Below are 16,774 nucleotides of genomic sequence, written 5' to 3' on the forward strand. Positions count from 1 at the left end.
GCGAAATGCACATGAGCTTTTCCGGACACAACTTCATCGCAGGCCAGCGCAGCGCCCTGGGCGACACCCTGGTCTACAGCGTCGACGCCCACACCGGCGAACGCCTGCCGGGCGGTTTCCACCAGGCCACCCTGGACGAAGTCGACAGCGCCGTTGCCGGTGCCAGCGCGGCCTTCCCGTTGTTTCGCAGCCTGCCGGCCGTGCGCCGGGCCGAATTTCTCGACGCCATTGCCGATGAACTCGACGCCCTGGGCGAGGACTTCGTGGCGCTGACCTGCCGCGAAACCGCGCTGCCAAGCGCACGCATCCAGGGGGAGCGCGGTCGCACCAGCGGCCAGATGCGCCTGTTCGCCAAGGTGCTGCGCCGTGGCGACTTCTACGGTGCGCGCATCGACCAGGCGCTGCCCGAGCGCACGCCGCTGCCACGTCCGGACCTGCGCCAGTACCGCATCGGCGTGGGCCCGGTGGCGGTGTTCGGCGCTAGCAACTTCCCGCTGGCATTCTCCACCGCTGGCGGCGACACCGCCGCAGCGCTGGCGGCCGGTTGCCCGGTGGTGTTCAAGGCCCACAGTGGCCACATGGCCACTGCCGAGCGCGTGGCTGAGGCGCTGCTGCGTGCGGCCGACAAAACCGGCATGCCGGCCGGCGTGTTCAACATGATCTTCGGTGGCGGGGTGGGCGAGGCGCTGGTCAAGCACCCCGGCATCCAGGCCGTGGGCTTCACCGGTTCGCTCAAGGGCGGCCGTGCCCTGTGCGACATGGCGGCGGCGCGGCCGCAGCCGATCCCGGTATTTGCCGAGATGTCGAGCATCAACCCGGTACTGGCGCTGCCGCAGGCACTGGCCAGCCGTGGTGCGCAGATGGCCAGGGAACTGGCCGCCTCGGTGGTGCAGGGCTGTGGCCAGTTCTGTACCAACCCGGGCCTGGTGCTGGGCATCCGCTCGCCGGCCTTCACCACCTTCATCGAGCAACTGGGCGGCCACCTGGCCGAACAGGCGCCGCAGACCATGCTCAACGCCGGCACCCTGGCCAGCTATGGCAAGGGCCTGCAGGCACTGCTGGCGCACCCCGGCATCCAGCACCTGAGCGGCCAGGCACAAGCCGGCAACCAGGCCCAGGCGCAGCTGTTCGGCGCCGATGTCAGCCTGCTGCTGGAACACGACGAACTGCTGCAGGAAGAGGTGTTCGGCCCCTGCACCATCGTGATCCAGGTGGCCGACGACGCCGAGCTGCTGCGCGCCGTCAGCGCCCTGCGTGGCCAGCTCACCGCCACGCTGCTGGCCGACGGTGACGACCTGCCGGCCTTCGCCCAGCTGTTCGGCGTGCTCGAAGACAAGGTCGGCCGCGTGCTGGTCAACGGCTACCCCACCGGTGTGGAGGTGTGTGACGCGATGGTGCACGGCGGCCCGTACCCGGCCACCTCCGATGCCCGCGGCACCTCGGTCGGCACCCTGGCCATCGACCGCTTCCTGCGCCCGGTGTGCTACCAGAACGTGCCCGACGCGCTGCTGCCGGACGCCCTCAAGGACGCCAACCCGCTGGGTATCCAGCGCCTGGTCGATGGCCAGTACAGTCGCCAGGGCCTGAGCGATGTCTGAAGCCCGGCGCTACGACACGGCCACGCTGACCCGGTTCGTCGAACAGTTGTTCGAGGGTGCCGGGGCCGACGCCGAGGTGGCCCGGGTGGTGACCCGCGTGCTGCTCGAGGGCGAGCTGCTGGGGCACCGCACCCACGGCCTGAACCTGGTCAGCCGCTATGTCGATGGCGTACAGCGCGGTGAGGTCAAGGCACGTGCCGCCGACCTCGAACACCTGCAGGGCAGCGGCATCGCCACGCTGTTCGACGGCCACTACGTGCTCGGGCCGTACTGCGTGGAGCGTGCCCTGGCATGCGCCGCGCAGGGTGCCCAGGCGCAGGGTATCGGCATCTCGGTGGTGCGCCGTGCCTCGCACATCGGCTGCCTGGCGTCCTACCTCAAGCCCTACACCGACCGTGGCCTGGTGGCCCTGCTGTATTCCTCCGACCCGTCGGTGGGGCTGGTGTGCGCCCAGGGCGGCATCGACCCGATCTACACCCCCAACCCGATTGCCGCGGGTATTCCGACCCAGGGCGAGCCGATCCTGCTGGATGTGAGCATGTCCAGCGTCACCCTGGGCCTGGTGGGCCAGTGCCGCGATGCCGGCACCACCTTGCCTCACGCCGTGCTGATGAGTAACGACGGCACGCCGAGCAACGACCCGCGCGACTTCTTCACCACGCCCCAGGGCAGCCTGCTGCCATTGGGCGGGCAGGCCTTCGGGCACAAGGGCTTTGCCCTGGCCCTGCTGGTCGAGGCGCTGACCTCGGGCCTGGCCGGGCACGGGCGCAAGGACGCGCCGCAGCAGTGGGGCGCCTCGGCCACCGCAGTGGTGATCGACCCGCGCTTCTTCGGCGGGCTTGAGGCCTTTACCGCCGAGAGCAGCTTCCTTGGCCAGTTGGTGCTGGCCAGCCGTCCGCTCGACCCGCAGCGCCCGGTGCGCCTGCCGGGCCAGGCCGGGCTGAAACTGCGCGAGCAGGCGTTGCGCGAGGGCCTGGGCCTGTCGCCGGCGGTGCTCGATGCGCTGAACCAGACCGCTGCGCAGTTGCAACTTGCGCCGCTTTCGCAATGACCGACCACCACAACAAGAGTGCACACATGACCAACCAGAACCAGGCGCACGCGCCTCTCGCACTGAGCAACGATCTCGCCGTGTTCGCCACCGGCAGCTGGGTAGGGCGGGTGTGGCTGCCCGAGCAGGGCCCGGCCGTGGTGCTGGTCAGGGCCGGCGCGGTGCATGACATCAGTGCCCATGTGGCCACCGTCTCGGCCCTGCTCGAACAACCCGACCCGGCCGCCTACCTGCGCGCACTGCCGCTGGGCGAGGCGTTGATCGAGCTGCCCGCTCTGCTGGCCAACAGCGACCCGCAGCAGCGCGATGCGCGCCTGCCATGGTTGCTGGCCCCCATCGACCTGCAGGCGGTCAAGGCCGCCGGCGTGACCTTCGCCGCCAGTCTGCTGGAGCGTGTGGTCGAAGAGCAGGCCAAGGGCGACCCGGCCAAGGCCGACGCGATTCGCGACACCCTGGTCAGCCGCATCGGCGCCGACCTGTCGCGTATCGTGCCCGGCTCGGCCCAGGCCGAAGAACTGCGCGTGCTGCTGGTGGAGCAGGGCATGTGGTCGCAGTACCTGGAAGTGGGCATCGGCCCGGACGCCGAAGTGTTCACCAAGGCCCAGCCGTTGTCGGCGGTCGGCCACGGCGCCGATATCGGCCTGCACCCCAAGTCCAGCTGGAACAACCCCGAGCCCGAGGTGGTGCTGGCGGTGTCGAGCAACGGCACCATCCACGGCGCCATGCTGGGCAACGACGTGAACCTGCGCGACTTCGAGGGGCGCAGCGCGCTGCTGCTGTCCAAGGCCAAGGACAACAACGCCTCGACCGCCCTCGGCCCGCTGCTGCGCCTGTTCGACGAGACCTTCAGCCTGGAGGACGTGCGCGCCGCCGAAGTCGACCTGCGCGTCGAAGGCCGGGATGGCTTCGTGCTGCAGGGGCGCAGCTCGATGCGCCAGATCAGCCGCGACCCGGTCGACCTGGTGCAGCAGACCCTCAACGAGAACCACCAGTACCCCGACGGCCTGGTGCTGTTTCTGGGTACGCTGTTCGCGCCCAAGCAGGACCGTGACCAGCCCGGTAGCGGTTTCACCCACAAGCTGGGCGATGTGGTCACCATCAGCAACCCGCTGCTGGGCAGCCTGTGCAACCGCGTGACCACCAGCGACCAGGCGCCACAATGGGCATTCGGCCTGCGTGCGCTGATCGAAAGCCTGAGCCGTCGTGGCTTGCTGGAGGTGGCAGTGACTGCACGCCAGCCCTGAGCGGGCGTGCGTATTCCAGGGATGACGTGTGGATGAAGGATCGCCTCGGCGTTTGACGCTGCAACAACAATAATAAAGGCCATCAGATGAACGCACTGAAGAAGTACCAACGCATCACCGTCGTGTTTCTGCTGTTGATCGGCATCGTCAACTACCTGGACCGCAGCGCGCTGTCGATTGCCAACACCTCGATCCAGCGCGACATGCTCATCAGCCCTTCGCAGATGGGCATCCTGCTGTCGGCCTTCTCCGTGGCCTATGCCTTTGCGCAGTTGCCACTGGGCCTGATCATCGACCGCCTGGGCAGCAAGATCGCCCTGGGCGCCTCGTTGCTGGCCTGGTCGGTGGCGCAGTCGCTGTGCGGGCTGGTCAACAGCTTTGGCGGCTTCATGGGCCTGCGGGTGCTGCTGGGGATCGGCGAGGCGCCGATGTTCCCCTCGGCGGCCAAGGCGCTGTCGGAATGGTTCGACGCCAACGAGAGGGGCACGCCGACCGGCATCGTGTGGTCGTCGACCTGCCTGGGGCCGTGCCTGGCGCCACCGTTGCTGACGCTGTTCATGGTCAACTTCGGTTGGCGCGGGATGTTCATCATCACCGGCGTGATCGGCATCGTGCTGGCGCTGTGCTGGTTGACGTTCTACAAGAGCAAGGCCAGGTACCTGGCCGAACTGGCGGCGCAGGGCCAGGCGCTGCCAAGCGAACAGCCGGCGCCGCGGGCTGACGCGGTGCAGGCGCCCAAGGCGTCGTACTTTGCCGGCTGGCTCGACCTGTTCAAGCATCGCAGCACCTGGGGCGCGGTGCTGGGCTTCATGGGCGTGATCTACATGCTGTGGCTGCACCTGACCTGGCTGCCGGGCTACTTCGAGCGCGAGCATGGGCTGAACCTGTACGACACCGCGTGGGTGGTATCGCTGGCCTATGGTTTCGGCGCGGTGGGCACCATCGTGGCGGGGCGGTTCTGCGACCTGCTGGTACGGCGTGGCATGAGCGTGCTGGCCAGCCGCAAGTTCAGCGTGATCACCGGGCTGGTGCTGGCGGCGCTGTTCACCTTGCCGCTGTCGTATGTGAGCGGGTTGACCGGGTGCGTGATACTGCTGTGCCTGGCGCTGTTCAGCATCAACATGGCCAGTGCCACGGCGTGGATGATCGTCAACACCATCGTCGACAGCCCGCGGGTGGCCTCGTTTGGTTCGATCCAGAACTTTGGCGGCTACATTGCAGGGTCCGTGGCGCCGATCGTGACCGGGTTCAGCATCCAGTATTCGGGCTCGTTCAATACCGCGTTCATGATCAGTGCGGTGGTGGCGCTGTGCTCGGCGCTGGCGTACTTCCTGTTGCTCAAGGCGCCGATCGGCGGGGCGGATGAGCCGGCGGGGCAGATGGCCGGGGCTACCCAGTAGGACAGGTGGCGAGCGCTTCGCGCTCGTTCACTGGCGTGCCAGCGAAGAGGCCGGTGGTCTTCGCTCCTCTGCCATTCATCCACCCAATCGCACCCTGGCGCACGCGCGCCCTCAAACCCCCTGAATGGCCCGTGACACGGGCCCGCATTCAACCGGATCGAGGGTGAGCACCATGCCCCAGGGAAGCAAAGCCAAGTACACCGCCGAGCAGAAACGCAAGGCGCAGCACATCGAAGAAAGCTACGAGCAAAAAGGCACGCCCAAAGCCGAGGCCGAGGCGCGTGCCTGGGCCACGGTGAACAAGCAGTCTGGCGGGGGCGAGAAAAAGGGCGGCTCAGGTCGCAGCACCCCGGCCGGCGAAAAGCACGCCGCTGCCTCCGACTCGGCCAAACGCGCCGCCAGCACCCGCGCCGGCCACGCGCGCACCTCCACCACCTCGTTGGCCAGCCAGACCAAGCAAAGCCTGCTCAAGGAGGCGCGCAGCAAGGACATCAAGGGGCGCTCGAGCATGACCAAGGCGCAGCTGATCGAAGCGCTGCACGCCCACCACTGAACCCGCCCGACGCTGACCGGCGAGGCTGCCGGCCAGCGTCACGGGCTCAGGCCACCACGCCGTCGTCGACGATGGCCATCGGCAACTCGATGCTGCTGTCGCCAGGCGTGAGGATGACCTTGCGGCACTCCTGCTCCTTCTTGTCGAAGATCCTGTAGCCCTCGGCCGCCTGCTCCAGCGACAGGCGGTGGGTGATGATGGTTTCCGGCGTGAGCGCGCCGGTTTCGATGTAGCCCAGCAGTTCGGGCAGGTAGCGCTGCACGTGGGTCTGGCCCATGCGAAAGGTCAGGCCCTTGTCGAACGCATCGCCGAACAGGAAGCCGTGGATGAACCCCGAATACACCCCCGGTACACTGACCACACCGCCGCGCCGGGCTGCCGCGATGCACTGGCGCAAGGCCTTGCCGCTGCTGCCCTCGAGCTTGAGCGCGGCCAGCACGGTTTCGGTGGTGCTGCCCTTGGCCTCGAAGCCCACCGCATCGACCACACCATCCACCCCGCGCATGCCCGGGGTCTGGCGGATGATGGTATCGGCCGGGTCGTCGTCATCGTCGAAATTGATCGGGATCACGCCATACGCCTGCTGCGCATAGGCCAGCCGGTAGGGGTGGTGGTCGACCATGAAGATGCGTTCGGCGCCGAGCATCCGCGCCACCGCCGCGCACAGCAGCCCGACCGGCCCCGCGCCGTAGATGGCGAGGCTCGAACCCTGGCCGATCTCGGTGTTCTTCACCGCCTGGAAGGCCGTGGGCAGGATGTCGGACAGAAACAGCACCTTCTCGTCGCTCAGCGTGCCCGGCACGCGGAACGGACCGGTGTTGGCCTTGGGTACGCGCACGTACTCGGCCTGGCCGCCGGGTACGCCACCGTACAGGTGGCTGTAGCCGAACAGCGCTGCGCCAGAGGGGATGAGCTTCTTGTTGAGGATCGCCCCGCGCCCGGTATTGGTGGTCTCGCACGCGGCGAACAGGTCCTGCTGGCAGAAGAAACAGCTGCCGCAGGCAATCACGAACGGGATCACCACGCGATCGCCCGGCTGCACCGCGGTCACCCCGGTGCCGACTTCCTCGACCACGCCCATGAACTCGTGACCGAAGATATCGCCGTCTTCGACCGCCGGGATCTTGCCGCGGTACAGGTGCAGGTCCGAGCCGCAGATGGCGGTGGCGGTCACCCGCAGGATCAGGTCGTCGGGTTCTTCCAGAATGGGGTCGATTACGGTATCGACCCTGACGTCGTGGGCGCCGTGGTAGGTGAGTGCTCTCATGGTCTCTCCAGCTTCGCGTAGGTAGGTGCAACACAGAGGGGCGCGCCCCGGCGCACAGGGCGCCGGGGCGACACTCAGGGCCTGAAGCCCAGCCCGTCGGACAGGTCGGCAGGCCCCTCGCGGGGGGCCTGCGCGGCAGCTGCCGGCGCGCTGGCGTCGGCGTTGTGCACGGCCTGGGTGGCGTCGGCGTACAGCGCCTTGCCGGTGCGGGTCACCTTGTCGGCCAGGGCATCGCGGGTTTCGCCCATCAGTTCGTCCTCCTTGCGCGTGCCGGGCAATGCCGCGCCCAGGGCCGCGCCGAGGGCGATGCCGATGGCGGCCAGCACCAGCGGCTGGTCCTTGAGCAGGTGGTCGAACTGGCCCTTGAGCTGCGCGGCCTGGGCCTGCACCCGGTCGCTGGCGTGGTGCGCGGCCTGGCGCACCTTGTCGGCCGAGCTGCCCAGGCTGTCGCCGGCGTCGCGCGCCTTGTCGTGGGCCACGTCCGAGGCGTGGTGCAGGTGCTCGCCGGCCTGGGCCATGGCGCCCTTGATGCCGCTGGCAGCGTCGCCCAGCGTGTCGGCCAGGCCGCTGCCGCCAAAGGTCGGGGAGCCGGGTGAGAAGGGGCGGTTCTGGTTCAGTGCCAGCCACGCCAGGCCCACGCCGGTGAGCACGGTGGGCACCGGGTTGTTCTTCAGGGTGGTGCCCAGGTTCTGGAAGAACTCGCCGCCGTTGCCCTTGAAGTACGCCATGCCCTGGTCGATCAGCTGGCCGGGGGTGAGGCGGTGTTCCAGCGAGTCCACCAGGTGGCTGATGCTGGCGCGCTTGGCGTCGATCTCCTGCTCCAGGGTTTCCGGGCTCTTTTGCGATTCGGCTTCGAATGAGGTGCTCATGAGACTTTCCTCTTCAGTGCGTCCTTGTCCTGTTGCAGGGCATGCAGGGTGCGGTCAGGGGTGAGGTTGGACGGGTCGAACTGCTTCTTGCCGGCCTGCAGCATCACGAAGCCGATGACCAGGGTCACCGCGCCCACGATCAGCGCCGCCAGCCAGGGCGCGACAACGTAGGCCAGGCCGTACACCGCCGCCATCAGCAGGATGATCAGGCCCGCCAGCAGCACCATGGCGCCGCCGGCCACGGCGGCTGTACCGGCCTTGAGGGTGGTCAGGCTGCGTTGCAGTTCGGCCTTGGCCAGTGCCAGCTCCTTGGTGAACAGCTCGGGCACTTCACGGGTGAGCTGGCGCAGCAGGCTGCCGATGCTGGTGTTGTCGTGCTCGCCCGGTGGCGCGGGGGGCAGGGTATCGAGTGGGTCGCGTTCCATCACACACCTCCCTTGAAGCTGTCCTGGGTGTTGGGGCCATCGGCCAGGGTGCGGCCCAGCGGGTCGGCGGGCACGGGGTTGTCGCGCAGCGGCGGTACCGAGCTCTGGTAGGGCGTGCTGGCGCCGTAGGCCTGCGTGGGGGGGGCCGACGCGGTCGGGTGGCTGCTGCTGGCGCGCAGGAAGCGCGACAGGCCAAAGCCGATGGCGACGCTGCCGGCCAGGAACAGCGTGGGGTTGTCGCGGGCCAGTTGCGCGCCCTTGTGCACCAGGTCCTCGATGCTGTTGTCGCGGACCTGGTCGGCAAAATCGCCCAGCCCGCTGGCCAGTTGCGCCATGTACTGGGCCAGCCCGAGGGAATCCTTGCCTTCAAGGGCCGAGGCTGCCGACTGGGCGCCTTCGACCAGCGAGTCGAGCTGTTCGGCGGCCAGGTCGCGATACTGCTCGTACTGTCTGGCGCCGTGTTCCCTGGCGTCGTCGAGCAATGCCCCGGCGTCTTCGGCCAGGGTGTGCAGGTGTTCCTGCGGGGTGCCCTGGGGCGACTGCGAGGCGTCGCCGTGGGCCGACTGATCAGTCCCGTTCATTGTGGTTCTCCCTTACGTTCGGATAAACGCCGGGCACACTGCGCTGATTGCCAAGCACTGTTTTACGGACTCTCAGGCGGATGACGATGGACGTGGCGGCAGAGTTCAAGGCAAGTGACAGGTGACTGCCAAGGGCACGACCAAAGGTGGGGCGGGCCCGCCCGGCGGCGGGCCTGGGGAAGGGATCAGTGGCTGGTGGTGTTCTTGAGGGCCTTCATGTAGTTGGCCTTGAACGCCTGCATCTGTTCGCCAAGGGCCTCGAGTTCGGCCTTTTTCAGCAGCTTGCGGGCCTGCGGGAACATCTCGGACTCTTCTTCCTCGATGTGGTGTTCGAGCAGCTCCTTCACCACCTTGACGCGGCCGGTGAACTCCGGGGTCGACGGGTCGGTGGTCTTGAGGTCGGGCAGCACCAGGGAGTCGACGGTGCGGTGCTCTTCCTTGGCCTCGTAGTACATCACGTCCTGTTCCTTGCCGCCGGCCTGCTTGAACGCCGGGTAGAGGATCTGCTCCTCGATCTCGGTGTGCACGGTGATTTCCATCTCCAGTTCGGCAAGCAGCTGGGTGCGCGTCTTGACGCCGCGCTCGGTGGATGCGCTCAGTTTTGCCAACAGGGCCTTTACGCGCTTGTGATCGGCTTCGAGCAGTTCAATGGCATTCATGGTGATCTCCGGTGGCGGGTACGGTGGCGTGTTCGCCTCGGTAGTCGTTGCATCAACGGTGCCAGCCTGCACCGCTGGAAAAACCTCGTTGAATCAACGGCGTCGCCCGCGCATGGGCAGCGTCAGGCTTGCAAATTGCCCGAAACGGCCACCGGATCATGCAGTTTGGATGAAGGCACACTGCCCACGCCCACGCCGCCTCAGCGAAGCGGCGTGGGCATGCAATCAGCGCTTGCGCTTGGGCAGCACCGCGCTGAGCACCTGCTTGGCGGTCTGGGTGATCACGCCGGCTTCGTCGGGGTCGCCCTTGAGCAGGGTGGTGGCGAAGTTCTTCGCCTGTTGCACGGTGATGTGCGGCGGCAGGGGCGCCACGTTGGGGTCGGTCTTGAACTCGATCAGCACCGGGCAGTCGCTGGCCAGGGCCTGCTCCCAGGCGGCGGCAACGTCTTCTTCACGCTCGACGAAAATGCCCTTGAGCCCGATGGAGATGGCAAACAGGTGGTAGGGCACGTCGGGAATGTTCTGCGACGCCTCGAACTTGGGGTCGCCCTCCATTACCCGCTGCTCCCAGGTGACCTGGTTGAGGTCCTCGTTGTTGAACACCGCGCAGATCCAGTTCGGGGTCTGCCACTGACGCCAGTACTTGGCCACGGTGATCAGCTCGGCCATGTTGTTCATCTGCATGGCGCCGTCGCCCACCAGCGCGATCACCGGGCGCTCGGGGTGGGCGAACTTGGCCGCGATGGCGTAGGGCACGGCCGCACCCATCGAGGCCAGGCCGCCGGACAGCGAGCACTGCATGCCGCGGCGGATCTTCAGGTCGCGGGCGTACCAGTTGGCGCACGAACCCGAGTCGCTGGTGATGATGGCCTGGTCGGGCAGGCGAGGGGACAGCTCGTGCACCACCCGCTGCGGGTTGATCGGGTTGGCGCTGACCAGTGCGCGTTTTTCCAGGGTCTTGTCCCAGCGGGCGCGCCAGCCTTCGACCTTCTTGCGCCAGCTGCGGCTGGTCTTGCTGTCGAGCAGCGGCAGCAGGGCGCTCAGGGTTTCGGCCGCATCGCCCACCAGGTTGACCTCCATCGGGTAGCGCAGGCTGAGCATGTCGGGCTGGATGTCGATCTGCACCGCGCGGGCCTGGCCCTCCTTGGGCAGAAACTCGGCGTAGGGGAAGCCCGAGCCGATCATCAGCAGGGTGTCGCACTCCTGCATCAGCTTGTAGCTGGGCTCGGTGCCGAGCAGGCCGATGGCGCCGGTGACCCAGGGCAGTTCGTCGGGCAGGGCGGCCTTGCCCAGCAGCGCCTTGGCCACGCCGGCGCCAAGTTTTTCGGCCACGGCGATGACCTCGTCGGTGGCGTTCAGCGCGCCCGCACCAACCAGCACGGCGACCTTCTTGCCCGCATTGAGGATGTCGGCGGCGCGCTGCAGGTCGGCCTCGTAGGGCACCACCCTGGGCTTGCTGTAGCCGACGCCCGAATGCAGGGTGCCGTGGGCACGGGCGGGTTCTTTATAGGGCAGATCCTGCAGGTCGTTGGGCAGGATCACCGCCGTGACGCGGCGCTCGCCCACCGCCGTGCGCACGGCACGGTCGATCAGGTGGCGTACCTGGGAGGGTTCGGAGGCCTGCTGCACGAAGGCGCCGGCCACGTCCTTGAACATCGACAACAGGTCCAGTTCCTGCTGGTAATGGCCGCCCAGCGCGGTGCGGGCCTGCTGGCCGACGATGGCGAGCACCGGCATGTGGTCCATGCGCGCATCGTAGAGGCCGGTGAGCAGGTGCGAGGCGCCGGGGCCGGAGGTGGCGATGCACACCCCCAGCTCGCCGGTGAACTTGGCATGGGCTGCGGCCATGAACGCGGCCATTTCCTCGTGCCGCGCCTGGATGAATTCGATCTTGCCCCGGGCCCGGTCGAGCGCGCCGAACACGCCGTTGATGCCATCGCCGGGGTAGCCGTAGATACGTCGCACGCCCCATTGATACAGCCGCTCAACCAGGAAGTCGCCCACTGTCGTCGTCATTCGATCCCTCACGTTTACAAGTGATAGTCAGAGGTCTGGACCGGGCGCGCGCGCAGAAAGTTTCAACTGTCGAGCGTGGCGACGACTATCGCGGCGGGGGCATTTGAAGGCATATTGCCGTGCCACCCGGCGTGCGCTGCACGCTTTACCAGAACAACCAGAAGAGGCAGAACGTGGTGCAACGGCGGCAGTTCAGCGGTGCCCTGCAGGGCTCGAACCTGCGTTTTGTAGGCGGGCAGGGTCACGGCAGCGGGCCCCGGGCGCGGGTGGGCTTTGTGCTGCTCGAACATTTTTCGTTGCCGGCCTTCACCCAGGCGCTCGATACCCTGGTCACCGCCAACCTGATCCAGGCCGATGCCTTCGCCACCACCACCTTCAGCCTTGACGGTGCCTCGGTGGTCAGCGACCTGGGGCTGGTGATCTGCCCGGATGCCCCGCTGGGGCTGAAGACGCTCGAAGGCCTGGACCTGCTGGTGGTGTGTGGTGGCCTGCGCACCGTGCTGCGCCCGCTGCCGGAGCTGGCGCTGTTGCTGCAACGGGCTGCGCAGGTGGGGGTGGCGTTGGCGGGGCTGTGGAATGGTGCCTGGTTTCTGGCCCAGGCCGGCCTGCTCGATGGCTACCAGTGTGCGGTGCACCCGGAAAACCGTGCGGCGCTGGCCGAGCTGGCCAGGCATAGCCAGGTGACAGGGGAGAGCTACACGGTGGACCGAGACCGCCTGACGGCGGGCAGCCCGGCGGGGGCGTTCAACATGGTGCTGGAATGGATCGGCCAGCGTCATGGGCGTGGCCTGGTGGATGCCGTGGTCGATATCCTGGCCTACGAGGCCTCGCGCTTTCGCCGGGTGCAGCCGACCGTGCACCAGAACATGAGTGCGCCGCTGCGCGAGGCGATCAAGCTGATGGGGGCCAACCTTGAAGAGCCGCTGAGCCAGGTGCAGTTGGCGCAGTATGTGGGGTTGTCCCGGCGTCAGATCGAGCGGCTGTTCCAGTCGCAGCTGGGGACCACGCCGGTCCGTTACTACCTGGAGTTGCGCATTACCGAGAGTCGCCGGTTGTTGCAGCACTCGGACCTGGCATTGATCGATGTGGCCCTGGCGTGCGGCTTTGTTTCGCCCAGCCATTTCAGCAAGTGCTACACCTCTTTTTATGGGTACGGCCCGTCGAAGGAGACGCGATTTGGCTGCGTGAACGGGCCGCAAAAGCCGGATATGCCGTAAGCCATGCGGTAACCACCTGTTTTTTGGTTATTTTTTATCGTTGGGGGCTTCCCTGGCGAAGCGAAAGTTGGTACATTTCCGCTCATTCCTGCCGAGGCCTTTCATGGGCTTCCAGTTGCATCACAGGGGCGTCGCCAAGCGGTAAGGCAGCAGGTTTTGATCCTGCCATGCGTTGGTTCGAATCCAGCCGCCCCTGCCATTTTTTCTCGTATCAACCTTCCCCAACTATCAAAAGCTGCTTGATTGCGATCGGCTTCCGTTCGTGTTGCGTTTCGCTGCCGGGCCAGCGGCGCCAAGGCATGCAGGCCATGGCGCTCGGTTTAAGCAATGCAGGTTCAAGCGCTGGCCGCAGGGCTAGTGATCGTTGTGCTTGACCTTGCGCACCCGCACCAGAATCAACCCCAGCACGCCGATGGCCAGCGGCGCCATGCCCAGCAGTGCGTCCCGTGCGCTGACCTGCAGCCCCATCACCGTCAGGCCTGAATAGATCAGCTTGAACAGGTTGAGCAGGTAGTAGGTGATGGCGATGATCGACAACCCTTCCACTGCGCGCTGGATCTTGATCTGGGTGTCGGCGCGGGTGCTCAGGCTCTTGAGGATCTCCGCGTTCTGCTCCTCCATTTCCACCTGCACCCGTGCCTGCAGCAGGTCGCCCAGGTTGGCCACGCTCTTGGCCAGCTGGTCCAGGCGCTGTTCGGTCACCGCGCAGTAGCGCACCGTGGGCTTGAAGCGCCGTTCGATGAAGATACCCAACCGCTGGCAATCGCCCAGGTGGCTTTCGCGCAGCTCGCCCAGGCGCTCGAACACCAGTTGCGCATAGGCTTGGGTGGCGCTGAAGCGGTGGCGGGTCTTCGCGGCGCTGCGCACCATCTGCGCCGACAGCCCGGCAATGTCGCCCAGCAGTGCCTTGGCGTTGCCCGGCTGCGGGTCGGCGTTGCGCTCGGACAGGCTCACCAGGGTTCTGTCGTAGGCATTGAGCTCCACGCTCAGGGCCTTGGCGGTGTCCAGCGACAGCGAGGCCATCATGCGGTAGGTCTCGATCTCCAGCAGGCGCCGGATCATGCGACCCTGGCGGTAGGCATTGAGGCGCCTGTTGACGAACAGGAAGCGGTTGGTGCCGTCCTCGCCCAGGCGAAAATCGCTCCATACCCGCGCATCGCCCCCGCCAATGCACGAGCCGCACGGGTCCTTGAAACCGTAGCGCGACAGCTCGCCGGCAAATGCCGCGTCGTTGTGCACCATGATCTGCACGGCATTGATCAGGTACGGCAAAAAGGCATCGACCCTGTCCATCAGCAGCGCGGGCAGGGGCTGCCAGTCCGGCGTCTGCTCGGTGGTGGTGACCACCAGGGTGAGGGTGACGAACTCGGCGTGCCGTTCCCATTTCAGGGCGTGGCCTTGCAGTCGGGTGATGCCCTGCACGGCGCCGGGGCTCACCGGCTCCGGGCAGCACTGCTGCAGCAGCGCCTCGCAGCGTGCGTCGTCGCTGAGAAAGGCCAGGTGGTAGACGTGGGCGGGCTCGTCGAAGTACAGCGAGGGGCGGGCGTGCAGCTCGTTGTGCAAGGTCTTGCGCTGTGGGTGCATGTAGATCAGGCCATGTTGGAATTGTTCTTGGCGCTTTCGATGATGCCCGTGACGAAGGTGATCAGGGCCTGGGTCAGGCCCTGTTCGCTGACCTGCACCCCGCGCCACTGCGCGTGCCCGTACAGCATGCCGATGACGGCATGGGTGACGAGGCCGATCGCGCCTCCCTGGCGCCCGTCGCGTGCACACTCGCTAGCAATGATGCCGCTCAGGATCGACGCATGGCTGCGGTTGAGCGCGTCGATCTGCAACTGCTGGTCGTGGGACAGGTTGACGTACTCGCGAGTCACCAATTGCACGCGATGGGCGTGCGCCAGGTTGAACCGCACAAACGCCTGGACGAAGCGCTGCAGGCGTTCTTCGGGGGTTCTGGCGCCTTTCATGCAGCGTTTTGTGTCGAACACCAGGTCGGCCAGGGTCGACTCGATCAGCTCGAACAACAGGCACTGCTTGTTCTCGATGTGGTGGTACAGCGAGCCGGCACGCAGGCCCAGATGGCTGGCCAGGTCGCGCAGGCCGATGGCCTGGTAGCCGCGGGTGGCGAACAGTTCGGTGGCCGCGTCGAGCAGGCGGTCCCGGGGCGAGCAGGCAGTAGCGGCAGCGGGCATGGCGCAGTCCTGTATGGGCATCGAGCGGGGCAAATTCGGTTTGACCAAATGTAAGACAACAGGCATCTTACGTAAAGACTAATGCGTGGAGGTGGTTATGGAAGGTCAGACGGTCGTAATCGTTGGCGGGGCTTCGGGTTTGGGCCTGGAGACCGCCAGGTTGATGGTCAAGCGTGGGGCACGAAAAATCGGCTTGATCGATCGCAATGAGCAGTTGATGGCCGAGGCGGCAAGCACCTTGCGCGCCCTGGATTGCGAGGTGGCCACCGCGGCGGCGGACATTTCGCGCCAGGCCAGCGCCCATGCAGCCTTCGGGCAGGTCGTCGAGGCGCTGGGGCGGGTGCACTGCCTGGTCAACAGCGCGGCAATCTACCCGCGCCAGGACATCTTCGAGATCACCGACGAAGAGTGGGACCTGGAAAACGCGGTCAACATCAAGGGCACCTACCACATGATGGTCGCCGCCGTGCGCCACATGCAGGGCTTCGTCGCGGCGCCGCAGGTGACCGGGCGCATCGTCAACGTGACCTCGGTGGACGCCTTCAAGGCGCACCCGCAGAACGCCCACTATGCCGCCACCAAGGCGGCGGTGGTGAGCCTGACCAAATCCTTCGCCCAGGCCTGTGCCAAGGACCAGATCCTGGTCAACTCGGTGGCGCCGGCCGGCTTTGCCACCGAGCGCGCCCGCCAGCTGGGTTTTCTCGGCGAGCTGGCCGCCGCCAACCCGCTGGGCCGCGCGGCGGAACCTGCAGAGATCGCCGAATGGATCGTGATGATGGGCAGCAGCCGCAACAGCTATGCCACGGGTGAGAACGTGATTGTCAGCGGGGGTTACATCTATGCCTGAAGCAACCGCATTACCGGCGTCCTACCGATGTGCACTGGTGACCGGTGCCACCAGCGGCATCGGCAAGGCCATCGTGCTGGCCCTGCGCGATGCCGGCCTGCAGGTGATTGCCGTGGGCCGCAGCCGTGAGGCGCTGCAGGCGTTGGGCCAGGAGCAGGGCGTGGTGACGGTGGAGGCCGACGTGCGCCAGGCCGACGCCTTTGCCCAGGTGCTGAGCCAGTACCCGGTGGACGTGCTGGTCAACAATGCCGGGGTGCTGTCGAGCCGAGCCGCGTTCCAGGACATGGACCCGGCCGAGATCGACACCATGCTCGACATCAACCTCAAGGCGCCCCTGCACCTGACCCGTCAGGTGCTGCCGGGCATGGTGCAGCGCGGCCATGGCCACCTGTTCTTCATCGGCTCGAGTGCCGGGCGTGCGCCGCACCCCGGGGCGGCGGTGTATGGTTCGTCGAAGGCCGGCATCAGCCTGTTCTGCGACGCGCTGCGCTGCGATCTGCTGGGCAGCGGGGTGCGGGTGACCGAAATCGCCCCGGGTCGCGTGCAGACCCAGCTGTACCGCACTGCCATGGGCATGCAGGCCGCGGGCAGCGAGCTGTATGACGGCTACGCCTCGATCATGCCCGAGGACATCGCCCAGCTGCTGCTGGCGGCCTTGCGCCTGCCCGAGCAGGTGGACGTTTCGCGTCTGAAGGTGTTCCCCACGGCCCAGGCCGTGGGCGGCGCGCGGATGGTCAAGACGCTCGGCTGAGGCAGGCGGTGCCGGTGCGGGCGAGGGTGGAAAAGCGTGGTGTTAGAGCTTGACCACCTGTAAGACAACATATAACTTACATTAAGCCCGCCAACCAGTCGGGT

At 66.9% G+C, this 16,774-nt stretch carries 16 protein-coding genes and 1 tRNA gene; 9 read left to right on the plus strand and 8 right to left on the minus strand.

All coding sequences use genetic code 11. From position 1 onward, the window contains the following. Positions 1-11: 11 nt before the first annotated feature. The 5 genes from NJH59_RS14425 (at position 12) to NJH59_RS14445 (ending at position 5,846) form a co-directional block, all read left to right on the plus strand. Complete coding sequence (locus NJH59_RS14425; RefSeq protein ID WP_253086911.1) at positions 12-1,598, plus strand: aldehyde dehydrogenase (NADP(+)); 1,587 nt, start codon at positions 12-14, stop codon at positions 1,596-1,598. Further along, the gene (locus NJH59_RS14430; RefSeq protein WP_253086912.1) at positions 1,591-2,649 is read left to right on the plus strand and encodes an Ldh family oxidoreductase; all 1,059 of its coding nucleotides are present in this window, start codon (positions 1,591-1,593) and stop codon (positions 2,647-2,649) included. The genes NJH59_RS14425 and NJH59_RS14430 overlap by 8 nt, the downstream gene beginning before the upstream one ends. A 26-nt stretch (positions 2,650-2,675) precedes the next feature. Then, positions 2,676-3,893 (plus strand): fumarylacetoacetate hydrolase family protein, encoded by a 1,218-nt coding sequence (locus NJH59_RS14435; protein ID WP_123753253.1) that lies wholly within the window; start codon positions 2,676-2,678, stop codon positions 3,891-3,893. 86 nt (positions 3,894-3,979) lie between these two features. Next, positions 3,980-5,293 carry an MFS transporter gene (locus tag NJH59_RS14440; RefSeq protein ID WP_054914329.1) on the plus strand — a complete coding sequence of 438 codons (1,314 nt, stop codon included), beginning with the start codon at positions 3,980-3,982 and terminating at the stop codon, positions 5,291-5,293. Positions 5,294-5,465: 172 nt separating this feature from the next. Next, complete coding sequence (locus NJH59_RS14445) at positions 5,466-5,846, plus strand: hypothetical protein (protein ID WP_043864065.1); 381 nt, start codon at positions 5,466-5,468, stop codon at positions 5,844-5,846. 46 nt (positions 5,847-5,892) lie between these two features. Here NJH59_RS14445 and NJH59_RS14450 read toward each other — a convergent pair whose 3' ends face one another. From NJH59_RS14450 to NJH59_RS14475, 6 genes are all read right to left on the minus strand, one after another. Continuing rightward, the gene (locus NJH59_RS14450) at positions 5,893-7,113 is read right to left on the minus strand and encodes a zinc-dependent alcohol dehydrogenase (protein WP_058540342.1); all 1,221 of its coding nucleotides are present in this window, start codon (positions 7,111-7,113) and stop codon (positions 5,893-5,895) included. Between the two features lie 74 nt (positions 7,114-7,187). Beyond that, positions 7,188-7,982, minus strand: coding sequence for a DUF3618 domain-containing protein (locus NJH59_RS14455; protein ID WP_253086913.1), 795 nt, complete (start codon positions 7,980-7,982; stop codon positions 7,188-7,190). Continuing rightward, positions 7,979-8,407: a phage holin family protein gene (locus NJH59_RS14460; protein WP_080922937.1), complete on the minus strand. Its 429-nt coding sequence runs from the start codon at positions 8,405-8,407 to the stop codon at positions 7,979-7,981. Before NJH59_RS14460 ends, NJH59_RS14455 begins: the two co-directional genes overlap by 4 nt. Next, the gene (locus NJH59_RS14465) at positions 8,407-8,988 is read right to left on the minus strand and encodes a hypothetical protein (RefSeq protein ID WP_253086914.1); all 582 of its coding nucleotides are present in this window, start codon (positions 8,986-8,988) and stop codon (positions 8,407-8,409) included. Before NJH59_RS14465 ends, NJH59_RS14460 begins: the two co-directional genes overlap by 1 nt. A gap of 185 nt (positions 8,989-9,173) precedes the next feature. Next, entirely contained in the window at positions 9,174-9,647 is a 474-nt protein-coding gene (locus NJH59_RS14470; RefSeq protein WP_043864060.1) for a hemerythrin domain-containing protein, read from the minus strand. Between the two features lie 225 nt (positions 9,648-9,872). Continuing rightward, the gene (locus tag NJH59_RS14475; RefSeq protein WP_054914333.1) at positions 9,873-11,663 is read right to left on the minus strand and encodes a thiamine pyrophosphate-requiring protein; all 1,791 of its coding nucleotides are present in this window, start codon (positions 11,661-11,663) and stop codon (positions 9,873-9,875) included. Between the two features lie 176 nt (positions 11,664-11,839). On the opposite strand from NJH59_RS14475, the gene NJH59_RS14480 reads away from it, so the two are divergent. Then, entirely contained in the window at positions 11,840-12,880 is a 1,041-nt protein-coding gene (locus tag NJH59_RS14480; RefSeq protein WP_253086961.1) for a GlxA family transcriptional regulator, read from the plus strand. Between the two features lie 124 nt (positions 12,881-13,004). Next, positions 13,005-13,079, plus strand: a tRNA-Gln gene (locus tag NJH59_RS14485). A 155-nt stretch (positions 13,080-13,234) separates the two neighbouring features. On the opposite strand, the gene NJH59_RS14490 is transcribed toward NJH59_RS14485, so the two are convergent. Beyond that, positions 13,235-14,464 carry a DUF3422 domain-containing protein gene (locus NJH59_RS14490; protein WP_088514421.1) on the minus strand — a complete coding sequence of 410 codons (1,230 nt, stop codon included), beginning with the start codon at positions 14,462-14,464 and terminating at the stop codon, positions 13,235-13,237. 5 nt (positions 14,465-14,469) lie between these two features. Further along, positions 14,470-15,072: a TetR/AcrR family transcriptional regulator gene (locus NJH59_RS14495; RefSeq protein ID WP_253086915.1), complete on the minus strand. Its 603-nt coding sequence runs from the start codon at positions 15,070-15,072 to the stop codon at positions 14,470-14,472. 97 nt (positions 15,073-15,169) lie between these two features. Between NJH59_RS14495 and NJH59_RS14500 the strand changes: the two genes are divergently transcribed. After that, complete coding sequence (locus NJH59_RS14500; protein WP_043864056.1) at positions 15,170-15,919, plus strand: SDR family NAD(P)-dependent oxidoreductase; 750 nt, start codon at positions 15,170-15,172, stop codon at positions 15,917-15,919. After that, a complete protein-coding gene (locus tag NJH59_RS14505; RefSeq protein ID WP_253086916.1) occupies positions 15,912-16,670 on the plus strand; it encodes an SDR family oxidoreductase in 759 nt (252 codons plus the stop codon). Before NJH59_RS14500 ends, NJH59_RS14505 begins: the two co-directional genes overlap by 8 nt. The last annotated feature ends 104 nt before the right edge of the window (positions 16,671-16,774 follow it).

Origin of the sequence: Pseudomonas sp. VE 267-6A, from assembly GCF_024126555.1 — a bacterium.
Lineage (GTDB): Bacteria > Pseudomonadota > Gammaproteobacteria > Pseudomonadales > Pseudomonadaceae > Aquipseudomonas > Aquipseudomonas palmensis.

Coding starts and splice junctions, on each gene's coding strand:
- NJH59_RS14425 (WP_253086911.1), top strand. CDS start 12: ATGAGCTTTTCCGGACACAACTTCATCGCAGGCCAGCGCAGCGCCCTG.
- NJH59_RS14430 (WP_253086912.1), top strand. CDS start 1,591: ATGTCTGAAGCCCGGCGCTACGACACGGCCACGCTGACCCGGTTCGTC.
- NJH59_RS14435 (WP_123753253.1), top strand. CDS start 2,676: ATGACCAACCAGAACCAGGCGCACGCGCCTCTCGCACTGAGCAACGAT.
- NJH59_RS14440 (WP_054914329.1), top strand. CDS start 3,980: ATGAACGCACTGAAGAAGTACCAACGCATCACCGTCGTGTTTCTGCTG.
- NJH59_RS14445 (WP_043864065.1), top strand. CDS start 5,466: ATGCCCCAGGGAAGCAAAGCCAAGTACACCGCCGAGCAGAAACGCAAG.
- NJH59_RS14450 (WP_058540342.1), bottom strand. CDS start 7,113: ATGAGAGCACTCACCTACCACGGCGCCCACGACGTCAGGGTCGATACC.
- NJH59_RS14455 (WP_253086913.1), bottom strand. CDS start 7,982: ATGAGCACCTCATTCGAAGCCGAATCGCAAAAGAGCCCGGAAACCCTG.
- NJH59_RS14460 (WP_080922937.1), bottom strand. CDS start 8,407: ATGGAACGCGACCCACTCGATACCCTGCCCCCCGCGCCACCGGGCGAG.
- NJH59_RS14465 (WP_253086914.1), bottom strand. CDS start 8,988: ATGAACGGGACTGATCAGTCGGCCCACGGCGACGCCTCGCAGTCGCCC.
- NJH59_RS14470 (WP_043864060.1), bottom strand. CDS start 9,647: ATGAATGCCATTGAACTGCTCGAAGCCGATCACAAGCGCGTAAAGGCC.
- NJH59_RS14475 (WP_054914333.1), bottom strand. CDS start 11,663: ATGACGACGACAGTGGGCGACTTCCTGGTTGAGCGGCTGTATCAATGG.
- NJH59_RS14490 (WP_088514421.1), bottom strand. CDS start 14,464: ATGCACCCACAGCGCAAGACCTTGCACAACGAGCTGCACGCCCGCCCC.
- NJH59_RS14495 (WP_253086915.1), bottom strand. CDS start 15,072: ATGCCCGCTGCCGCTACTGCCTGCTCGCCCCGGGACCGCCTGCTCGAC.
- NJH59_RS14500 (WP_043864056.1), top strand. CDS start 15,170: ATGGAAGGTCAGACGGTCGTAATCGTTGGCGGGGCTTCGGGTTTGGGC.
- NJH59_RS14505 (WP_253086916.1), top strand. CDS start 15,912: ATGCCTGAAGCAACCGCATTACCGGCGTCCTACCGATGTGCACTGGTG.